Below are 19,177 nucleotides of genomic sequence, written 5' to 3' on the forward strand. Positions count from 1 at the left end.
CTACATACTCTTTGGCGCTGAAACGCCCAGCATTCCCAGCCCGTTGCGCAGAACCTGACCGCCGGCATGCGCCAGCAGAAGCCGCGCAGCGCGCAGGTCCGGCTCCGCATCCAGCACCTTGCAGTGGTTGTACCAGCCGTGAAAGGCCTGGGCCAGACCGATCAGGTAGTGCGCCAGCACCTGAGGCGCTCTCTGCATGGCTGCCTGTTCCACGGTTTCCGGCAAGCGGGCCAAGGCCAGCATCAGGTCGGTCTCCCGGGGATGGCTGAGCGCGTCCGTATGCTCCATGGCGTCGTCGGGGGAGAATGAAAGGCCGCGCGCCTGTAGTTTTTCGAACAGGCTGGCGACGCGTGCGTGGGCATACTGAACGTAATAGACGGGATTGTCGTTGGAGTGGCGCTTGGCGAGATCAAGGTCGAAGTCAAGATGTTGTTCTCCCGCCCTGGTTACGTAAAAGAAGCGCGCTGCATCGACGCCTACCTCTTCGCGCAAGTTCCGCAAGGTCTCAAACTCGCCTCCGCGGGTCGTCATCGCTACCCGCTTGCCGCTACGCAGCAGCGCAACGAATTGCACAAGCCGCACTTCGAGGCAGGAAGGCGGCTGGTCCAGCGCTTCCAGGCCCGCCCGCACCCTGTTGATGTAGCCGTGGTGGTCCGCGCCCAGCACGTCGAGCAGCAGGTCTGCACCCCGTTCACGCTTGGCGTAATGATAGGCGATATCGGAGGCGAAATAGGTGCTGCGGCCGTCGGCCCGCACCACGACGCGGTCCTTTTCGTCGCCATAGCGCTCGGCGGGGAACCAGAGCGCCCCGTCGCGCCGGTAGGTGATTCCGTCGAGACGTCTCAGGCAGTTGTCGATGGCGCCGCCGTCCACCAGTTCGCGCTCGGATTGCCAGCGGTCGAAACGCACGCCGAACTGCTTGAGATCGTCACGAATATCGTCCAGCACCCACTCGCCCGCGGTGCGTCCGAGGTCGAAAAACAGCGCTTCTCCAAGCTGGCGCCGCGCCGCTTCAATGAGCGCGTCAACATACTGGTCCGCATCCGCATCGCCGTCTTCGTTCTTGTTCGGCCATGCGAAGCCGCGCTGCACCGCCGCCGCGGCTTCTGGTAGCGCCTCGGCCATCCGCTCAGCCAGGTCCCGAATGTAATCGCCGCGATAGGCCCCTTTCGGAAAAGACTTCAGACCCGCGGCCTGTTCCAGCATGCGCAGCCATACGGACAAGCCCAGCACTGCCACTTGGCGGCCGGCGTCATTCACATAGTATTCGCGCCAGACCTCATGCCCGGTTGCTTCCAGCAGCCGCGCCAGACTGTCTCCGATGGCCGCATGGCGACCATGACCGACATGCAGCGGGCCGGTCGGGTTGGCGGACACAAATTCCACCAGCACTCGCCGCCCTTCGCCCAAGTCGCTGCGCCCATATTTCTCGCCTCGCTGGGTGATACGGCCGAGTTCGCCCTGCAGCGCACCGGCGTGCAGCCACAAGTTCATGAAGCCCGGGCCGGCTATTTCGGTGCGCTCGATCAGCGAATTCTGCGGTAAGGCATCCACTATTTCGCGGGCAATGTCCCGCGGTTGGCGCTTCAGCTTGCCGGCAAGCTGCATCGCAGCGCTGCAGGCGTAGTGTCCATTGCGCGGATCGCGCGTTTGCTCAATCGCGGCGTGCCGCAGGCTATCCGCATGATTGCCGGCAATGGCGCGCAAGGCTGGCGCGATCAGGGTGCTGAGTGCTTTCTTCATTGCCGGGCCGCCGGGGATTTTATTCGCTCGCGGCACTGCGCGTGCGTAGCGGTTGGCTGGGGTTGCCTGCTTCGGTTTGCCTCGGGAACTGCGTTTTGGGCCATATCATGGGGTGCCGGACACGAGCGCTGCGGCAGGGCAGCAAGGGCAAGGCGGACATGATGAAGAGACTTGTGGGTTTGGCGCTCTGCGCCGTAGCTGGCGCAACTGCCGCGCAGGACAGCGCAACGGTAACCGCGGCGGGATTGGAGCGCTTCGAGGGCGGACAGATCGAACTAGGGTTCTCCGACCCGCGCATTGAAACGGGATTCGAGGTCCTGAGCTCCGCGCGCGTCAGGGACGGTGGCGCCACGCTGACCTTCCCGCTTGCCGAGCCTCTGCAGGTCGAGGTCAAGCTGCAAGCCGGGTCATCCACCGAAGGCTTCCGCGCGCAAGGAATCGCGGAGCCCGGCGCGCGTCACGAAGTGGCCTGGAACGCCCGGCAAAACGCACTGGAGTATTCGGGAGGACGCTACGACGACCTTATCAAGCTGGCGCTGGCCGAACCGGAGGAAACCCGGACACTTGCCCTGCGTCAGATCTACCTCAATGACTCCGACCCGCGCGCCCGCCTCATGGCACTGCAGGCGGGGTGGCGCGAAGGGCAGGACGCGGAGCAAATGGCGGTGCTGGCCGAGCTGGAATCGCTGTTGGGCGACGGCCTCGTCATTGACCTGCTGAAGGTTGCGGCGGAACAGCGTGATGTTGAGCGCGCCCGCGCAATCCAGGGCTATTCCGCCTTCGATCTTGCCGGCGACGAGGTGCGTTTTGCCGACGTGCTGGCTGCAAACAAATTCACGCTGGTGGAGTTCTGGGCTTCCTGGTGCGCGCCGTGCATCGTGGAGATTCCGAATCTCAAGGCCGCATACGCGAGCTTCGGGGAGCGAGGGTTCGAAATATTGGCGTTCAATCTCGACGACGACAGGGAGGATTGGCGGCAGGCGTCCGAAGACGACTACAGCATCCCGTGGCTGGACGTCTCAGACGACTTGTCTTTCGACAGCCCGTTCGCAAAGCTCTACGGCGTGGACGCCATCCCCGCCAGCTTCCTGCTCAATGCCGAAGGCAGGACGGTGGGCCGCAACCTGCATGGCGCCGCGCTCGCAGCCCGGCTTGAGGAACTCCTCGCCATGGAGACGGAGCCCGGTTCGCTGTCCGCTCCATAGCCCGCAAACAGCGTCACTCCCCGCCGACGCCCGGCGCCAGCGGAAGAGAGGCCCGCTGGCGGGGCGGCGGGCGAGTGCCCGCGCCGTTACATGGGCGCGGGTTCGTTCTCCTTCATGTACACCTCGAACGAGGATTCGCTGGGCATGTCCTCGTCCAGCTCTTCGACCAGGTATTCGGGGTAGTTCTTCTCGGCGTACGCGGAAATGTGCGGCGGCAGCTCGCTGAGATCGCCCAGGCTCTTGGTGGTGCAGCGATAGAACAGGCGGCCTTCATGCTGGCCCATCATCATCCATGGCAGCCAGGGCGCCAGTCGAATCCAGGAGCCGCTGTGCTTGACGCGGTGCAGTGACGGGTCGCGCAGTTCGTCGGCATCGCAGACGTACTCGAACATCTCGCAAACCGGCAGGCGCTCGCCTGTTGATTCCCGTACCCAGACCTTGGGGTCGAGCAGGTTGGGCACCTCGGCGCGGAAATCCAGCCACACGGAGGTCTGCTTGCCGATGGTCTGCCAGTTCAGAATAAACGGATTGGAAGGATCGTCGGACGCTCTGTAATTGGGAAACTTGAAATCCATGCGGCCGGTTTGGGCTCCCACGGGCGCACCGATGCGGAACTGCGGCCCGAAAACGCCCTTCACCATCCGGTTGTGGATATGCATCACCTTGTTGGTCTCGCCGGTGTACGGGTTCTCCCAGGTCTCGATCACCTCGTTGGTCTTCAGGTCCTTGTAGAAGCCCACTTCCTTCCAGAAACTCGCGAATGCGCCGTTCTCCATGCGCACCGTGTAGCCGAGGCCGAATCCTTCCAGTCCGAACAAGGCGTCCGGCGTCTTGTTCGGCAGCATTCCGAACACCAGACCGGAATACCAGCCATGCACCCAGTCGCGGTCCTTCAGCGAATTGGAGAGCTTGAAGTAGGCTTCGAGATTGTCGTTGGGGTTCATCCAGTCGAAATCGATCGGCGGCTGATCCGGGGTCTGCGCCTGTTCCTGGCCCTCGTCCTGGCCTCCGCCGCAAGCGGGCAGAGTCGATGCAGCCGCCAGAGCGGCGCCTCCGAGCAACAGGTTGCGGCGATTGAGCGGTGAGTCGAATTGAAGCAGCATGACGGTTCTCCCCTTGAATTCCGGAGCTTGCCTGCCCATGATACCGGACACCCTACGGCACCGGGAGGAATGAAATGAAACGCAGAACAGCATTGGGACTTATTGCTTCCGCCGCGGCCGCGCCGCTGGCGCGGGTGGCTTCGGCGGCGCCGGCAGAAATGCTTGAGTTGGACCCGTCCAATCCCGCGCACACGCTCATGATTACGCGCAAGCTTGCGCACAGCATGGATGACGGCATTGTCTATTGGTGGGCAAAATTGCTGCGCACGGCGGTGCTGGACAAGATCGTCACGCCGCTGTGGAACGTGCATGTGGCTGCGGCGCTCAAGACCCGGGATGTCACCGAGCACACGGCTTACGAGACCACGGCCATCAGCATGGTTTTCTACACCGACCTGCAAACCGGCCAATACATGGAAACCTTCAACAACCCCTTCACGGGCCAGGAGGTCGAAATCGGATATTTCCCCGCCACGCCGTCGAAGCGCGTGGCCAGCATTGATGAAACGCCCGAAGAGCGGCCAGGCCGGGAGGGGTTCAAGCGCATCAACATCCACCCCCTTGGCCCGGCCCTGATCGAGGGCGACGATGTCTGGGTGCGGGACGACGACGTGTTTCGTAGCGAACCGCTCACGCCCGAGGCCGGACTGCCGTTTCGCGGCAACGATTGGAGCACTTATCACGGTTCGCTGGCGCAGGTGGCCAATCCCGAGGTTCTGAATGCGCCCGCCACCTGGCACTTCAACGATATTCTCAGCTATCCACCCTGGCTGGGCATGGGCGATCGGCCGGGCGATTTCGTGTCCCGGGGCTTTGGGCGCAAGGTGTCGTCATACCAGGAAATGCCGGCACAACTGCAGGAGTTCATCAAGATGCGCCACCCGGACATCTATGCCGACCCTGCGGGCGCGCTTGAGGGATGAGCGCGCATATCGGCTGCATCCAACAAGGGGAGAAAAACATGAGTGAGCAGTTCAACCGTAACAACGAACCGCAATCCTTGAGTCGTCGCCAACTGCTGGCTGCAGGTTCGGCCGGCGCAGCGGCAGTATTGGCAGGCGGGTCGCTTTCGGCGCAAACTGCGGATTCGGGCGCTGGCGGCCAAGCAGTCAGCGTGGCCGAGGACGGCAACTACGAGCGCGTGCCGCTGCGCAAGGATACGGTGCGTGTGACCGCCGTGCAGTCGATCATGCGCGCGGTGCGCAACACGAACAACCCGGGGCCCGAAATGAAGGCCAATCTCGACCACATGATCGACCTGATCGACAAGGCGAACGGCTTTGGGGGACCGCAGGATCTCGTGTGTTTCCATGAGCAACCCATCATGGGCTGGAATCCATGGACGCGCGAAGAGGCGCTGCGCGTAGCCATCGAGATACCGGGGCCGGAAACCGAGGCGCTAGGCGCCAAGGCGAAGCAATACGGCTGCTACATTACCTTCGGTACGTACGCGAAAGACGCCGATTGGCCGGGCCACCTGCTTCTCAACGGCGTGCTGATCGGGCCTGACGGCAGCGTCGTTGCGAACCATTGGAAGACCAACAATATTCGCGGTTTCATTCCCGGCTGGGACATCATCACGACCTCGATTTACGATGTTCTCGACCGTTATCGCGAGATGTACGGCGAAGAGGAGGTGCTGCAAGTCGCGCGCACCGACATCGGCAATATTTCCTGTGCGATAACCCCGGGCCAGCCGGATGTCATACGCGCGCTGGCGATGAAAGGGCTGGAACTTCGCTTGAGCTCTTCTTCGGGTGGTTACAGCATCAGCGGCGCCCAGGTGATAGCGCGCCACAATCGGTTGTGGAGCGTGGTCTGCAATCAGTCCATTTCTCCGGAGCAACCCGGATTTCCCGAATTCTCGGGCTCGGGCGACACTGCCATTTTCGGTCCGGGCGGCGCCATTGAGGCGCGCGCCCGCTCGGCGCATGAAGAGTTTGTTCGGGTAACCATTCCGATGGCGGCGTTTCGCGGTTCACGTACGCTTCCGCCCGGGGTTCCTATCGAAATGCTCAGGCCGGTTCACGATCGCTATGTGCCCCGTGATGGCCCGAATTCCCAGGCTTCCTATCAGCCTACGGACGCCGCGGACGCCGCCCGCCATTTCACCAGCATACGGAACTGGTAGGTACACGACCGCGCCGGCTTCCTTGCCGGCCAACGGTCGGCGAGCAGCCGTAGCCCTCAGCTACTCGGCTGCGTGCCGGGCGGGTTAGCCGTAGGCTATCCTTGGCCGAAACGCGCCTGGAAGGTCACGCCCACCTGCCGCGGATCGGGCAAGGTAAGCGTGAAGCCGATGGCGCCCGTAGCGAAACTGCTTGTGAAGCGGCGCGCCGCCAGCACGGCGTCGCTGTCGGTCACATTCTCGACCCATGCGGTAATCGTGTAGCGATCGTTGCGCCAGCCGCCGCGCAAGTTGCTCATCACCTCGCTTTCGGTGCGGGCCAGGTTATGCACCCAGGCAAAAGTACCGTCCTGGTAGAAGGAGTCCAGGCGCCCGAACCACTCGCCGCCCCATGCCGCGGGCATGTTGAATGTCAGAGAAAACGACGCCGAGTTTGTGGGGTTGCGGGCCAGTTCGCCGTCCCTTGCGTCGAAAAAGCCGAAGACCTGCGAAAAGGGAGCGTCCAGGTATTTCTTGATCTTGGTTCGGTTGTAGTTGTAAGCCAACTGCACGCGCCAGCACTCGCTCAACGCATAGGCCGCGCTCAGCTCGGTGCCGTATATGTCGGTATTTCCCGCTCCCGAGAAATCGATCTGCCGGCCGAGGACATCGTTGTCGTCGAAAACGCCGTCGCCATTGCTGTCCACGTTGGTCAGGAAGGTCTGAAAGCGCTGGTTTGTCCATTCCATGTAGTAGGCGCCCGCGTTGATGAAGCCGCGGCCGTTAGCGAAGCTATGCTTGACGCCCGCCTCGTAAACGTCCAGTACGCCCTCGGGAACCGTGGGGCCGACTCCGAAGGTTTCCTCGAAATACTGCGCTGAGGACGGCGCCATGCCCACGATTTCCTGATTGAATCCACCGGGGTTGTTGCCCTCCGCATAGCTCAGGAAAAGCATGGTGTCGTCACCGAGTTTGTAGTCCAGAATGACCCGTGGCGTCGTGGAGCTGAAGGTGCTGTTCAGCGTCACTTCGGCGCCGGTCATTCCCGGTAACGCCTCCTGAACAATCGTTTCCCCGAAATCCAGCTCTTCGTCCGCGCGCCGCACTTCGATGCTGAGCGTCAACTGCTCGCTGATGTCGAAGTTCAGACTGCCGAACAAGGCCTGGTTGGTTACGGTCGTATCGGGGTCGAGCAATTCGCCGAGGCCGAAGGCTCCGCCGAAGGCGCCTCTGGCCGAGGCGCCGTGGAAGCGGGGGCCGAAAAACGGACTGCAAAAGAAGCTTGACGTGGACGAGCAGCCGAAACCGGCGCGGCGCTTGCCGTAGGTGAGGTCGAGATAATAGGCGCCGATCATCCAGCGCAGCCGCCCATCCTGGGGTGAGTTCAGGCGCAGTTCCTGCGAGAAAGAAGTGTCCTCCCATTCCGCATATACCAGTAGTTCGCCCGGCAACAGTTCGCGCATGTCCTGCGTGTCGTCCTTGAATGTGCCCGTCACCGAATTCAACGTGTAGTCGCCCAACTCGACACTGACATCCAGGCTGTTGAGGTTCACTGCGCGTTCGAGACCCATGCTGTCCTTGGGCCAGGACGCGCCCGGCGTCGATAGGTCCACGGAAGTATCCAGCGCCAATCCCGTCAATCCGGCGCGCGTAATGGTGCCGCAGTAATAGTTCCTGGCGGTGATGCCGGGAATCGAGCCCGGCGCAAAGAATGGGCCGCAGTTGTTCTCGGCGGCTAACTGCAGAAACCGTACGCCCGCTCCATCGTCATCTTCGGTATAAACCGAGCGGAACCTGATCGACACGCTGTCCGAGGGGGTGGCGTAGAGCGTGAGGCTTACGGCGCGAGTCTCCTGCGCACCGAGCTTGTCGCCACCTGGCCACTCGTTGTCCCAGCCGCCGTCGTAGCTGTAAACGCGCCCGGACAGCCGGTACGAAAGCCTGCCGTCAACCAGTGGGCCTTCCACGCTGCCCTCCAGGTCCAGGCGGCCGTCCTGCCCGGTCACGAGCTCTACATCGGCTGCCCACTCGTCGCCAGGTGTCTTGGTGATGTAGTTCACCGCGCCGCCAAACGTGGCGCGGCCGAAGAAGGCGCTTTGCGGACCCTTCACTACCTCGACCCTTTCAATGTCGTTCATCGACACCCACTGGCTGGTGCCGCTCAAGTAGATGCCGTCCACGAATGACGACGCCAGTTGCTGATCGCGCACCGTATTGCTGTTGTCCATTCCGCGGAATCTGAGCGCCGGGTCGTTGCGGTTGGCTAACACGTTGCTCATATGCAGGCCGGGCGTGAAGTTGGCGATGTCCTCAATGCCGACGATTCCCTGTGCTTCGATGTCTTCGCTCGTGAAGGCGGAGATGCTCAGCGGAATCTCCTGAATCGATTCGCCAACCTTGCGGGCTGTAACCAGGATTTCCTCCATCAGAGGACCCTCGTCCTGGGCGAAGACTGCCGTGGGTGTTGCCAGCCCTGAGGTTACGAGAATAAGGGTTGCGAGAGTTTGTCTTGTATACATGATGGAGCCCTCCTCTCCAAAACGCCGCCGCGCAGACGCGTCATGCTACAGGATACCGGCGGCGTGGAACAAACGGAATGGCCCTGGGTGCCGCGAAAAGCAGCTCCGACAGTGCGGGAGACGCATCCTGGCCGTGCTGTTGCCCTGGCCGTTGGACGCTGCTCGAAAACGCGGTGGTATTGTTACGCGGCGAAGCGTTCCGGCGCGAAAGAGTAGCGAAAATGTTTGACTTCACTAAGCGCAAATGGGTTAGCGGCGCGGGCGTTCTGGGCCTGGCCATGTTTCTTGCGGCACAGCCGGGTCTGGCGGAATGGGACTATCGGACTGTCGAGGGCTCGGGAGGTGTGCCTCTGAACATGATCACGGCCGGATCCGCACAAGCGCCCGCGATCCTTTTCGTGCATGGCTTTGGTCAAAGCCATTACAGCTTCGTTGACCAACTGGAGTCCGATCTTGCCGACGACTACTACCTCGTGGCGTTCGACCTTCGCGGGCACGGAGCGTCCGGCAAGCCCTGGGCCGTGGAGGCGTACCGCGATTCCACCGTGTGGGCCCAGGATGTTGCTGCCGTTATCGCGGCCAGCGGCATTGAACGGCCCCTGGTGGTGGCCTGGTCGTACGGCACGATGGTGGCGATGGACTACATCCGCGAATTCGGCGACGACGGTATCGCCGGGATTTTGTTGACCGGCGGCCAAGGTGCCCTGAGACCTTTCCAGATGCCGGCGGCCGACGATCCGGGCGCCGAGGAGTTCGCGCGCATCCGGGAATTGCAGCAGAGTCCGGCCCTGATCGACTATATCCGCGCCGGCGAACGCGTGATTCCCTTGCTTACGGCGTCACCCCTGCCGGAGCGGCAGACGCAAGTGTTTCAGGCCATCGGCATGATGTTGCCGGCTTATGTCCGGCGCGCCATGGCGCAGCGCCGTCTGGACAATCAGGACCTGGTCGGGCAACTCTCTTTGCCGGTGCTGTTCTGCCTGGGGCAGCAGGATAATCCGTATCAACTCGACGACGCGGCCGAACTTGCCGCTGCTCACGAGAACATGCGCCTTACGGTCTATGAAGGAGCCGGGCACTCGGTGTTTATCGAACAGCCTCAGCGTTTCAACGCGGAATTGCGCCGCTTTGCCGAACAAGTTCACGCAGGCGATTCCCACTAGGCTGCACGCGCACTTCGGGGAGTTGCCGTGACGGATTGGGGCAGCCGCTAAGTGACCAAGCCTTGGCACAAAATAGCCGAGGCAATCGATTTGCCATTGGGGACTGCGATTTGGGTGCTGGGCGCCCACGTGCTCACGCTACTGGCCCCCATTATCTTGCTGTGGTCGGTTATGCACTATGAGCAAGATCTTGAGCAGATCATGTATGCCCCTCAATGGCTATATGGCAGTGTAATTTGCATGATGATTGCCAGTGCCTTCGAAGCTGCCGATAACAGTTTTGATCGTTGGTATCTCACCGGCCTTCCGCCGTCCCAGTGCGACTTCATGTTCGGTGTTGGCATATGCCTGTCCATGGCCTTTACGATTTTGGCTTGCGTTGGTCAATTTATTTCGGTGGTGGTATCAGGTTTTGTCCTGGTAGCTGTCTTTGCATACTTGTATCTGATTGATGGCCCCAAAGAAGCGCCGCGAACGATTCTTGGCTTGGGTTCAACCATTGCGCTCTATTGGGTGACGGGCGACCCGATAGTCTTTCTCGCTTTCGTGGCAACCTTTTTGACCATCAATTTCTTTTCCATTCTCTGCGCGACTTTGTGCCAGGCAATGCATGGTTTTACTACCATCGTTAATGCCTTTGGCATGTTATGTATCCCTTGGGCTTTCTATAACGTCTCGTCAGGGCGCTCGACCAGCGAGATGTTTGTTATTGCTGTGGCTACGTCAATTGTGGGCGTGGCGATATTGGTTAAACCAAGGTTGATGCGGCTGAAGGCGACGCCCAGAAAAGAGCCTGCCAACAGGGTGATTCAGCATTCAACAGAAATCTCCAATAGTTCCCGATAGTTCTTCATGGCAAAGCAAAGGCGGTAACCCAATCCCCCGGGTCCTGATCAACAAATGGATGCCCACCAGAAACAATAACCACGTATTGCTTTCCATTAATCGCATAGGTCATTGGGTGAGCGAAGCTGCTGGTCGGTAATTTTGTTTTCCAGATTTCTTCGCCGTTTTCGACATCAAAGGCCCGGAATCGGTTGTCCGCCGTGGCACCAATAAACACGACGCCACCGGCAGTCACTATGCCTCCGGAAAAACTGGGAGCGCCCCACTTTAATGGAATGGGAATAGGGGAAACTTTATCGATTGTGCCGAGAGGGACATCCCATTTGATCGTGCCTTTTTCCAGATCGACCGCCACCAGTTTTGCCCAGGGAGGAGGGTTGCAGGGAGTAAAGCGGGGTGACATTACAGGCCCCTGTTTTAGGTGGTAAGGCGTACCCAATAGTGGCTGGGCGCCGGCCATGGGATTGCCATCGGCTTCCTGGCTGCTGCCTTTACCGGCGTTAACGACATTCTCGTTAGGAATCAACTGCACCATATGGAGCAGGTTTAGAACGTTAGTGACCAAGGTCTTGCTGGGTTGGTGGATTGCTGCAGAACCCCAGTTGATACCACCAGCCGTTGCGGGAACTACGATGGTGCCTTCTTCCGTGGGCGGAGTGAATATGGAGCCGACTCTGGCATTGGCATATTTCTCGGCACATGAACCAAAGTTAAGCCAGAATTCGTCGTCCCAATCAAAGTGATGGGGTACTAAAGGCGGCGGTGCCGTCGGGAAAGGTTGGGTTGGGGAAAGGATGTCGCCCATTACGCCATCGGTGGGTACCGGCCTTTCCTCAATCGGGAAATAGGGTTCGCCGGTTTCACGGTGGAAGATATACAGCATGCCGGTCTTGGTACCCTGAATAACGGCGGGAAACTCTTCGCCGTCTTTTTCCAGATCAACCAATACAGGCTGAGCGGGATTGTCGTAATCCCAGACATCGTGATGGACTGTCTGAAAGTGCCAGACGTATTCGCCGCTGGAGGCCCTCAGGGCGACAATCGAAGTGGCGTAATCGTTATTGCCGGGTCGTGTTCCGCCGTAAAAATCCGGGGAAGGACCGGTGGTTGGGATGAACACCAAGTCCCGTTCTTCGTCGATGCTTAACATGCTCCAGGGTTGAGCGCCGCCGGTGACTCTTGCCGCTTCTTCATCCCAGCCTTCATAGGCAGGGTCGCTTGGGTCGCGGGGAACCGGGTCCCATTGCCAAACCTGTTTGCCGCTGCGAATGGAAAAGGCACGCACAGTGCCCGCTGGCGCATTATGACGATGATTGTCCCGCACCGAGGTGGTCATGATCATTATGTCGCCAGCAATGACAGGCGGGTTATAGAACTTGACTTCGTTTTTCCAAACCGGCTGCTTGTCGAAATAAAGTTGTTCTACGTTAGCGGCGCCGGGGGTTTCAGGGTCGCCGAAGTCTTCACAGGGTTTGCCGGTTCCTGCATCAAGTGCGAATAGGCGCAAATCGTTGGCGGCTGCCATTATGCGGTTAGCGCAGTGTGCGGTCTTGTCCTTGGCTTGCTTATCCTGCCAGAACGAAACACCGCGGCACTTGAAGAAAGGTAATTCACTCTTGCCTTCCGGGTCTTCATCGGTGCCGTAGCCGGCAATAGTTACCTTGGCGTCAAAACTCCAGCGTTGTTTACCGGTAGTCGGGTCCAGTGCAATAACGTCGTTGAAGGGTGTACATAGAACCAGAGACTGGCCAGCTTCAACGGGAGTAAGAATTGGGTTTGCCTGATAGCCGGCAAGCCTATTGGCTGGTTCTGGGTACTTTTGTAGCGCGCCCGTTTGCGTTTGCCATGCGATTTCAAGGTCATCGACATTCCTGGTGTTGATCTGGTCGAGCTTGCTGTAACGGGTGCCTGCGCTGTCAGCGCCCCACACCGGCCAATCGCTGGCGTAGCTGGTGGTAGCAAAAGAAGTAGCAACAATAGCGGTCAACAGGAGTAAAGAGCTTAGTTGCTTCATTCAAGCGCCTCGCTTTCTGCGTTCGGTCACGGACTCGCCTTTATGGGCCAACACCAGCGCGCAATATTGTTGCGGCAGGCTGCCGAGTAGTTTATTTTCTCCAGGGTTATTCTGCCTCGGGGGAAGGAAATCATGTTTGGCAAACGTTTGTTCACGGGAACACTAGTCGCCATGCTTGCGGCAAGCGCTGCGGCCCAGACAGGCGAAGAAGCGGCGGTATTCGAGGAGATTGTAGTCACCGCCCGCAAGGCCGAGGAGCGGCTGCAGGAAGTGCCACTCGCGATCACTGCCTTCTCGGCCGATGACATCGCTCGCCGAAACATACGGGAACTGGAAGACCTCGCGCACGCGACGTCGGGCTTTGCCTATGAGGATTACGGTGGGGGTTACGGCGTTGCGGTGATTCGCGGCGGTGCCCAGACGCGTATTCAGGACCTGGATCACACCACCTCGATCTATCTGGACGGAATTTACCTGCCGCGCCAATATGTGGTTGACCTCGGGTTCGCCGGATTCGAGCGGATCGAAGTCGTGAAGGGCCCGCAGAGCGCTCTGTTCGGGCGCAATGCGTTTCTGGGAGCCGTAAATTATGTCAGCGGTGGGCCGAGCGACGCCTTGAGCGGGGCGGTTCACGTTACGGCAGGGACGGAAGAGCGTCTGGACGTGTATGGAGAGATCGGCGGCCCCATTGCTGGTGAAATGCTGGGCGCGCGAGTGCTCGCGAGTTACAGCGAGTTCGACGGCACGTGGACCAACGAGCACCCGAATGCCGCGAGTTACGGCGATCGAGGGACTGTGGGCAACCTCGGTGGTTGGGACAACCTGACGCTGGGTCTCAATGTCGATTTCCAGCCAAGCGATCAACTTGCTTTCGATCTCGACATCTACAGCGTAGAGCGTTTTCAGGAAACGAAGGGCAGCGTTCGCATAGAGGCGCCGGGCGATACGAATTGCTCACAAACGTTTGCCGGCGGCACAGCCTACCGCTTCTACTGCGGCGAGCTCCCGACCACGTTTTCGCCATTACCGGGGGGCAGCCCGCCGGGCACTACAGCGATTTCCGATCCTCGCGCCTATCTGCTTGATGTGGAAAGCGACTTCGTCCACGCTGGCGCCGTAGCCGATCTTTCCGAAAATTGGCGGATCGCGTACCAGTACGGCGACATCGATTCGGAGGTGATTGCAGCCGGCGCCGGCGACCGCGATCCATTGCTCGGATCGTTCAACTTCTTCAACCCCGCATCGCCCGTGAACTACGTGAACGTCACCCCGGCGGGAACCAGCGAGTACACGTCGCACGAAGTCCGGCTCGAGTTCGATCAGGGGCCCTGGTCGGCGTCCTTGGGCGCCTTCCGTTCCGAAATCAAGGATTTCGACTTGTTCGACTTCGCATTCGCACCATTGAGTGGCACCGAGCCGTTCGATGTCGATCCGAACGAAGGCATCAGTGGCATCACGGCACTGGCGCTGACTCGGGCCCGAACCGTTGTGGACACGGACGCTTTCTTCGGAAGCATAGGTTGGGAATCGTCGGACGGACTCTGGCGCGTGGGCGCGGAAGCGCGCTTCACCGACGAGAACAAGTTCCTTGACTCCAATACGACGGTGGCGGCCAGTCCCAAGTTCGAGGACAGTTGGTCACCTTTCACGCCGCGTTTCACCGTCGATTACCGCCCAAGCGATGATCAGATGGTTTATGCGAGCCTCGCCAAAGGCGCCAAGTCCGGTGGTTTCAACAACACGGTGTTCAACGAAGCGCAACGCAGCTTCGAGCCGGACGAAAACTGGACTTTCGAAATCGGCAGCAAGAACACGCTGCTGGACGGCCGCTGGCTGGCCAACGTGGCCGTGTATTTCACCGACTGGTCCAACCTGCAGATAAACACATCGCCTACCGACCTTCCGCCGGGCGTCCTGGCGCCCGCCATCGTAGGGAACACGGGTGGGGCTGAGATTTGGGGCATCGAACTGGACGGCGCCTGGGCAGCGACGGAGAACTTCACCGCGGACTATGCGGTGTCGTTTTCGCAAGCAGAGTACGTAAGCGACGCTGTGAGCGGGCGGATCGGCGCGCTGGGCGCTTGCGATGGCGTTGCCTGTCCGACCGACGGGTCCATCGGCGGCAACAGAATCCAGCGCCAGCCGCCATTTCAGCTCAATGTCGGAGCCACCTATAGCGGAATGCTGGCAGGAGGCTGGGACTGGTTCGTCCGCGGCGATGTGATTCATCAGTCCAAGCAGTACATCGACGAAATGAATCTCGCGTGGCTGCCGGATCGCACCCTGGTGCATGCGCGGTTCCAAGTCGGTAACGGTCCTTGGACTGCGGCGCTGTGGGCGAGAAACCTGCTCGACGAAGAATACGCAACCAGTGCGTTTTTCATAGCGACGGGTTTCGGCACGTCTTATGTGCCGATCTTCGCCGAAAAGCGGACGCTGGGCCTGACTCTGACCTACGACTTGTAGGAACCGCTGGGGGCCGGAGCGTTGCGCCGCATAGCTATTTTCGTCGGCGCGGCGGCAGTGATCGCCGCGCTGGCGGTGGCGCTGTTCGTAGATTGGCGATTCTGGTACCGGTGGTACACGCTGCCTGAGGATCCGGGCGAGTGGCCTGCCAGCTACTACCAGCCGGTGGTCGAAGTGCCCGGCAATCCGGGGGCCTTCTTTGCGGCGGCGGAAGCGACAGAGTTGACTATCGACGCCGCGGCGCTGGAGGCAGCGGCGGACTGGGCGGAGCAGCACAACAGCGCCGCCCTGATCGTGCTGCACCGGGGCGTGATTCAGATTGAACGTTACTGGCAGGGGATCGGCCCGGAATCCCTGTTTACCGGCCGCGCCATGACCCGTTCGCTGTTGCCGCCCCTGGTGGCGATTGCGATGCAGGAAGGCGCCATCGAGTCGCTCGATGCGCCGGTCGGCAACTACCTTCCCGAGTGGGCCGGCGACCCGCGCGGTCGGATCACCATACGCCAACTGTTGCAGAACCTGAGCGGGCTTGAGAATCCGCCCTTGGCCGAAGACCCGGACCCCTACAACAAGAACACGCAGATTTCGCTGAGTTCCGACTTCCGAAAGGCCGCGCTGGCATTCGATCTCGAAAATGCGCCAGGCGAATTTTTCGCCTTCTCCAACGCCAATGCTCAGTTGCTCGGCGCGGTGCTTGAGTCCGCAACCCGCGAGCAATACGAGGACTACCTGAACAGCCGGCTATGGTTGCCGTTGGGGGCCGGCCCCGCGCAGCTCTATATGGACCGGCAAAACGGCATGCCGGCCGTATATTGCTGCTTTCGCGCCACGCCCAGGGACTGGCTGCGTTACGGCGCAGCGCTGTTGGGGGACGGGGAAGTGGACGGCCGCCGGATCTGGCCCGCGGGTTGGGTCGGTGAAATGACAACCGGCTCCGGCGTCAATCCCGGTTATGGCTATCAAATCTGGGTGGGCAATCCGCCGGACGGCGTGCGGCGCTACGTTCAGGACAGGGACCAAACGGCGCCCCATGGGCCGCCGATTGAGGCCGCCGGCGCGTTTTTCCTCGAAGGTGGCGGCTTCCGGACGATGTATGTCGTGCCGGGAGAACAACTCGTGATACTGCGTCTGGGTTATTTCCATCCTGATTGGCGCACCTCCACGCTTCCCAACCTGATCCTGGCCGGGCTCCAGAATTGAGGAAAAGCCATGTCGAAAATCCAACTCCCCTGTAGTCCTCGTTCCGAGCCGCAGACCGTTGTGTCGCCAACCCGCCGGCGCCTGTGCCAGTCGATGCTCGCAGGCGCCACGTTGCTCGGTCACGGAATGCTTTCCTTGCGCGCTGCGGCGGCTGAAGAACTTGACTTGGACAAGGACTCGGATCTCCTGCGCGCCCTGGTCAAGATGCGCGGCAGCCTGGATTCGGAGCTCGTAATCGGCTGGTTGCGGGCAAAACGATTTTCCATCTCGCAGGGGCGAATCGAGCCGCTTTGCGGGCTGATCAGTGCCGCGTTCAGCCGGTTCAGGCAAGTCTCCGATCACCTGTTCGAGGCCGTGGTGCTGGAGGTTACTCATTACACGGATTTCGAGACCTGGGAACTGCTGGATCGCCTGGTAATACCCTTCACCGGTAAGGAAGTCGAGGTGCCGGCGTTCCGGTTCGGGCCCACCACCACCCGGTTTGCGGTCAGCCTCGACGAGCGGGACGAATTCGAACCGCAGGCCGGCACCACGCAGGAGGCGTTTTCGCCAGCCGCATCGGTGCGGATGACCAAGTCCATTCATCGGGAGTATGTTCGGGGCGATACGCTGCTGCTCCGCCATGAGGAGCACGGCCGGGTGCGGCCTAACGACAGCGACATTCCCAATTTGTTCTACAAGGAATCCACGATCTGGTCGGCGCCGCTGAATGAGGTGCTCGATCCTGATGTGAAGCAGGTCGATTCGCTCGTGAACTACTCGGCGATGACGAGTTGGCGGCCGTGGATGCACATGGGCGACGTTCCAGGACACACGGCATCGAACGGACACGGCGCCAGGGCTCGATCGCTGGAGGACCTGCCCGACGACTTCCTGGCTCACACGCGGCGCCTGCATCCTGATGTCGTCGCAGACCCGCATGCCGCGCTCGGGGGATTCGACGAATAGAAGCCGGCATGCGCACTCGGGGAAGTCATGTGAATGCCCGCCGGCAAGTCCTGAAGGGACTTGCGCTGAGTTCTTTCGGCCTGGCGGGCTTCAGGGCCGGCCAAGCGGCCGCTTCCACCGCTGCCGACAGCCTTGATCTTTCCACGCCCGCCCAACTGCTGCGCGCGCTGGTGCGAATGCGCGGCAGTCTCGATGAACGGATCGCCTACATCTGGCTGCGCGGAATACGCTACACACTGGTGGATGGCGAAGCTTTGCCGCTGTGCGCCTACCTGGGTGGTTCGATCACCCGCTATCGGCGCCTGGCCGACGACATGTACGAATTCCTGATCTACGAGATTTCCTACTACACCGACATTCAAAGTGGCGAAATCCTGGATGTGCTGCGGATGCCCTACACAGATCGGGAAGTTGCCGTTCCGCTCTACCGCAGTGGGCCTGGCCGGCATGTCATCATGATGGCCAATGAGGAGGAGTTGGAGTGGAGCCGAGAGAGCACCACCAGCGAGGAGCTGGCGCGACAGATCGCTCCGGACGCGAAAATCTTCTACAGCTTCAGGGTGCGTCCGTCACTAGCCTTCGGCGGCAATGTCTGGATACGCAGCGACTCGTTCACGAAGGTGGCGCCCTACGATCCCAGCGAGACATCCATGTTCTACAAGGAGTCCATCACCTACCAGGCGCAGGAAGCGGATCTCGCCGAGCCCGATGCGCCGCAGGTTGACGCCACTATTTCCTTCGCCATAGCCACGGCCTGGCGGCCCTGGATGCAAATGGAGGGTGTCAAAGGACACACCGTCGCGGACGGCGTCGGCGGCAAGGTCTTCGATGTGCGAGAGATGCCCGAGGATTTTGTCCGATTCACTGCCGCCCATCATCCCGACGTGCTGGAGGATCCCGCCGCGTTGTTGGATTAAGCCCGACTGCTAGAGGTCGAAAGGAATCGGGCGCTCGAATTCGCCCCAGCGCGGCTCCAGAAGCTCCGGGTATTCGCGCTCCATTCGGTCAAGAAACTCGCGCGGCAGTTCGGACACGGAGTTCAGCTTCTTGCCGTCCCAGAAACCGGCCAGATGCCCCATGCCTTCGGGCATCTTCAGCCACTCGGGATGCTCGAAGGCGTAGTGTCCGCAGAAGTGCGCGGGTAGCGAGGTAATCGTTTCGTTGGCGAACAGGTCGAATTCCACCCAATTGCAGGAGTTTTCGATATGCGTGGCCGGCCAGTCCGGCGGTGCGCTGCGTACCAGGTCCATCTTGATGAGGTCGCTCTCGATACGAAAATTTCGGTACGGCCGCTGCACGAACCCATCGCCGGCCAGGTTGCGAAATCCCTCGGGGCTGCCGATCGTGCCTGGATCGGTCAAGAGCAGCGACACTGGCACCTCTACCCGTTCGCCGGTAATGGGATTGACCACCGAGTCGGTGAACTGGTTGCTCTTGAGATCGCGCGGGAAGGAAAGGTTGTGGGCGTGGATCCGGTAGTTGTGGTTGCCCAGGTGCCGGAAGTAGCTGAATTCCAAGCCTTCATAGCGTATCAGTGGCTCCGGGCGCCTGCCGCCCGGAATCACGAACACAATCCAGTGGTACCAGGCGACCGTGGTTCCCTGCTCCTCGGCGAGGTCGCGTTCGATCCGCATCTGGGCGCGGAACGCCTCCACGGGATCGTCGAAATGCAGGAACTCGGACACCACAGGACTGGATGGCGGATTGACCGATTTCGTCCCAGCCGCCTGCAGCGCCTGCGCGCCGAGCAAGGAACCTGCGGCGCCTGCCGCGCCGGTCATGAATGTGCGTCTGTTTACCATTTGGCTTTCCTCCCTAGTCGAGTCCGCGTTGCTGTTGGCGTCTTTCTGTATGCGCCGGCAA

At 60.8% G+C, this 19,177-nt stretch carries 14 protein-coding genes; 9 read left to right on the forward strand and 5 right to left on the reverse strand.

Going from position 1 to position 19,177, the window contains the following annotated elements; genetic code table 11:
* Positions 1–1,743: an arginine--tRNA ligase gene (gene argS / locus ACWCOO_RS01695; RefSeq protein ID WP_446831244.1), complete on the reverse strand. Its 1,743-nt coding sequence runs from the start codon at positions 1,741–1,743 to the stop codon at positions 1–3.
* 158 nt (positions 1,744–1,901) lie between these two features.
* Between argS and ACWCOO_RS01700 the strand changes: the two genes are divergently transcribed.
* A complete protein-coding gene (locus tag ACWCOO_RS01700; RefSeq protein WP_446831245.1) occupies positions 1,902–2,948 on the forward strand; it encodes a TlpA family protein disulfide reductase in 1,047 nt (348 codons plus the stop codon).
* 86 nt (positions 2,949–3,034) lie between these two features.
* Here ACWCOO_RS01700 and ACWCOO_RS01705 read toward each other — a convergent pair whose 3' ends face one another.
* The gene (locus ACWCOO_RS01705) at positions 3,035–4,051 is read right to left on the reverse strand and encodes a DUF1838 family protein (RefSeq protein ID WP_446831246.1); all 1,017 of its coding nucleotides are present in this window, start codon (positions 4,049–4,051) and stop codon (positions 3,035–3,037) included.
* Positions 4,052–4,125: 74 nt separating this feature from the next.
* Here ACWCOO_RS01705 and ACWCOO_RS01710 point away from each other — a divergent pair, with 74 nt between their 5' ends.
* On the forward strand, positions 4,126–4,974 hold the full coding sequence (locus ACWCOO_RS01710) for a DUF1838 family protein (protein ID WP_446831247.1): 849 nt from the start codon (positions 4,126–4,128) through the stop codon (positions 4,972–4,974).
* A gap of 38 nt (positions 4,975–5,012) precedes the next feature.
* Complete coding sequence (locus ACWCOO_RS01715) at positions 5,013–6,182, forward strand: nitrilase-related carbon-nitrogen hydrolase (protein ID WP_446831248.1); 1,170 nt, start codon at positions 5,013–5,015, stop codon at positions 6,180–6,182.
* Between the two features lie 95 nt (positions 6,183–6,277).
* Here the strand turns inward: ACWCOO_RS01715 and ACWCOO_RS01720 are convergent, their stop codons facing one another.
* Positions 6,278–8,677 (reverse strand): TonB-dependent receptor, encoded by a 2,400-nt coding sequence (locus ACWCOO_RS01720; RefSeq protein WP_446831249.1) that lies wholly within the window; start codon positions 8,675–8,677, stop codon positions 6,278–6,280.
* Between the two features lie 221 nt (positions 8,678–8,898).
* Between ACWCOO_RS01720 and ACWCOO_RS01725 the strand changes: the two genes are divergently transcribed.
* Positions 8,899–9,840, forward strand: coding sequence for an alpha/beta fold hydrolase (locus ACWCOO_RS01725; RefSeq protein WP_446831250.1), 942 nt, complete (start codon positions 8,899–8,901; stop codon positions 9,838–9,840).
* A 51-nt stretch (positions 9,841–9,891) separates the two neighbouring features.
* Positions 9,892–10,686 (forward strand): hypothetical protein, encoded by a 795-nt coding sequence (locus ACWCOO_RS01730; RefSeq protein WP_446831251.1) that lies wholly within the window; start codon positions 9,892–9,894, stop codon positions 10,684–10,686.
* 4 nt (positions 10,687–10,690) lie between these two features.
* On the opposite strand, the gene ACWCOO_RS01735 is transcribed toward ACWCOO_RS01730, so the two are convergent.
* Positions 10,691–12,700, reverse strand: a complete 2,010-nt coding sequence (locus ACWCOO_RS01735; RefSeq protein WP_446831252.1) for a pyrroloquinoline quinone-dependent dehydrogenase — start codon at positions 12,698–12,700, stop codon at positions 10,691–10,693.
* A 132-nt stretch (positions 12,701–12,832) separates the two neighbouring features.
* On the opposite strand from ACWCOO_RS01735, the gene ACWCOO_RS01740 reads away from it, so the two are divergent.
* The 4 genes from ACWCOO_RS01740 to ACWCOO_RS01755 are packed head-to-tail and all read left to right on the forward strand — an operon-like array spanning position 12,833 to position 18,231.
* The gene (locus tag ACWCOO_RS01740; RefSeq protein ID WP_446831253.1) at positions 12,833–15,166 is read left to right on the forward strand and encodes a TonB-dependent receptor; all 2,334 of its coding nucleotides are present in this window, start codon (positions 12,833–12,835) and stop codon (positions 15,164–15,166) included.
* Positions 15,167–15,187: 21 nt separating this feature from the next.
* Positions 15,188–16,366, forward strand: a complete 1,179-nt coding sequence (locus tag ACWCOO_RS01745) for a serine hydrolase domain-containing protein (protein ID WP_446831254.1) — start codon at positions 15,188–15,190, stop codon at positions 16,364–16,366.
* A 60-nt stretch (positions 16,367–16,426) separates the two neighbouring features.
* Positions 16,427–17,314, forward strand: a complete 888-nt coding sequence (locus tag ACWCOO_RS01750; protein WP_446831255.1) for a DUF1838 family protein — start codon at positions 16,427–16,429, stop codon at positions 17,312–17,314.
* An 8-nt stretch (positions 17,315–17,322) separates the two neighbouring features.
* Complete coding sequence (locus tag ACWCOO_RS01755; RefSeq protein ID WP_446831256.1) at positions 17,323–18,231, forward strand: DUF1838 family protein; 909 nt, start codon at positions 17,323–17,325, stop codon at positions 18,229–18,231.
* A 9-nt stretch (positions 18,232–18,240) separates the two neighbouring features.
* Here the strand turns inward: ACWCOO_RS01755 and ACWCOO_RS01760 are convergent, their stop codons facing one another.
* Positions 18,241–19,116, reverse strand: a complete 876-nt coding sequence (locus tag ACWCOO_RS01760) for a twin-arginine translocation signal domain-containing protein (protein ID WP_446831257.1) — start codon at positions 19,114–19,116, stop codon at positions 18,241–18,243.
* Between the last annotated feature and the right edge of the window lie 61 nt (positions 19,117–19,177).

The organism is Candidatus Foliamicus sp., assembly GCF_965221325.1.
Classification (GTDB): domain Bacteria; phylum Pseudomonadota; class Gammaproteobacteria; order Steroidobacterales; family Foliamicaceae; genus Foliamicus.

Coding starts and splice junctions, on each gene's coding strand:
- argS (WP_446831244.1), bottom strand. CDS start 1,743: ATGAAGAAAGCACTCAGCACCCTGATCGCGCCAGCCTTGCGCGCCATT.
- ACWCOO_RS01700 (WP_446831245.1), top strand. CDS start 1,902: ATGATGAAGAGACTTGTGGGTTTGGCGCTCTGCGCCGTAGCTGGCGCA.
- ACWCOO_RS01705 (WP_446831246.1), bottom strand. CDS start 4,051: ATGCTGCTTCAATTCGACTCACCGCTCAATCGCCGCAACCTGTTGCTC.
- ACWCOO_RS01710 (WP_446831247.1), top strand. CDS start 4,126: ATGAAACGCAGAACAGCATTGGGACTTATTGCTTCCGCCGCGGCCGCG.
- ACWCOO_RS01715 (WP_446831248.1), top strand. CDS start 5,013: ATGAGTGAGCAGTTCAACCGTAACAACGAACCGCAATCCTTGAGTCGT.
- ACWCOO_RS01720 (WP_446831249.1), bottom strand. CDS start 8,677: ATGTATACAAGACAAACTCTCGCAACCCTTATTCTCGTAACCTCAGGG.
- ACWCOO_RS01725 (WP_446831250.1), top strand. CDS start 8,899: ATGTTTGACTTCACTAAGCGCAAATGGGTTAGCGGCGCGGGCGTTCTG.
- ACWCOO_RS01735 (WP_446831252.1), bottom strand. CDS start 12,700: ATGAAGCAACTAAGCTCTTTACTCCTGTTGACCGCTATTGTTGCTACT.
- ACWCOO_RS01740 (WP_446831253.1), top strand. CDS start 12,833: ATGTTTGGCAAACGTTTGTTCACGGGAACACTAGTCGCCATGCTTGCG.
- ACWCOO_RS01755 (WP_446831256.1), top strand. CDS start 17,323: ATGCGCACTCGGGGAAGTCATGTGAATGCCCGCCGGCAAGTCCTGAAG.
- ACWCOO_RS01760 (WP_446831257.1), bottom strand. CDS start 19,116: ATGGTAAACAGACGCACATTCATGACCGGCGCGGCAGGCGCCGCAGGT.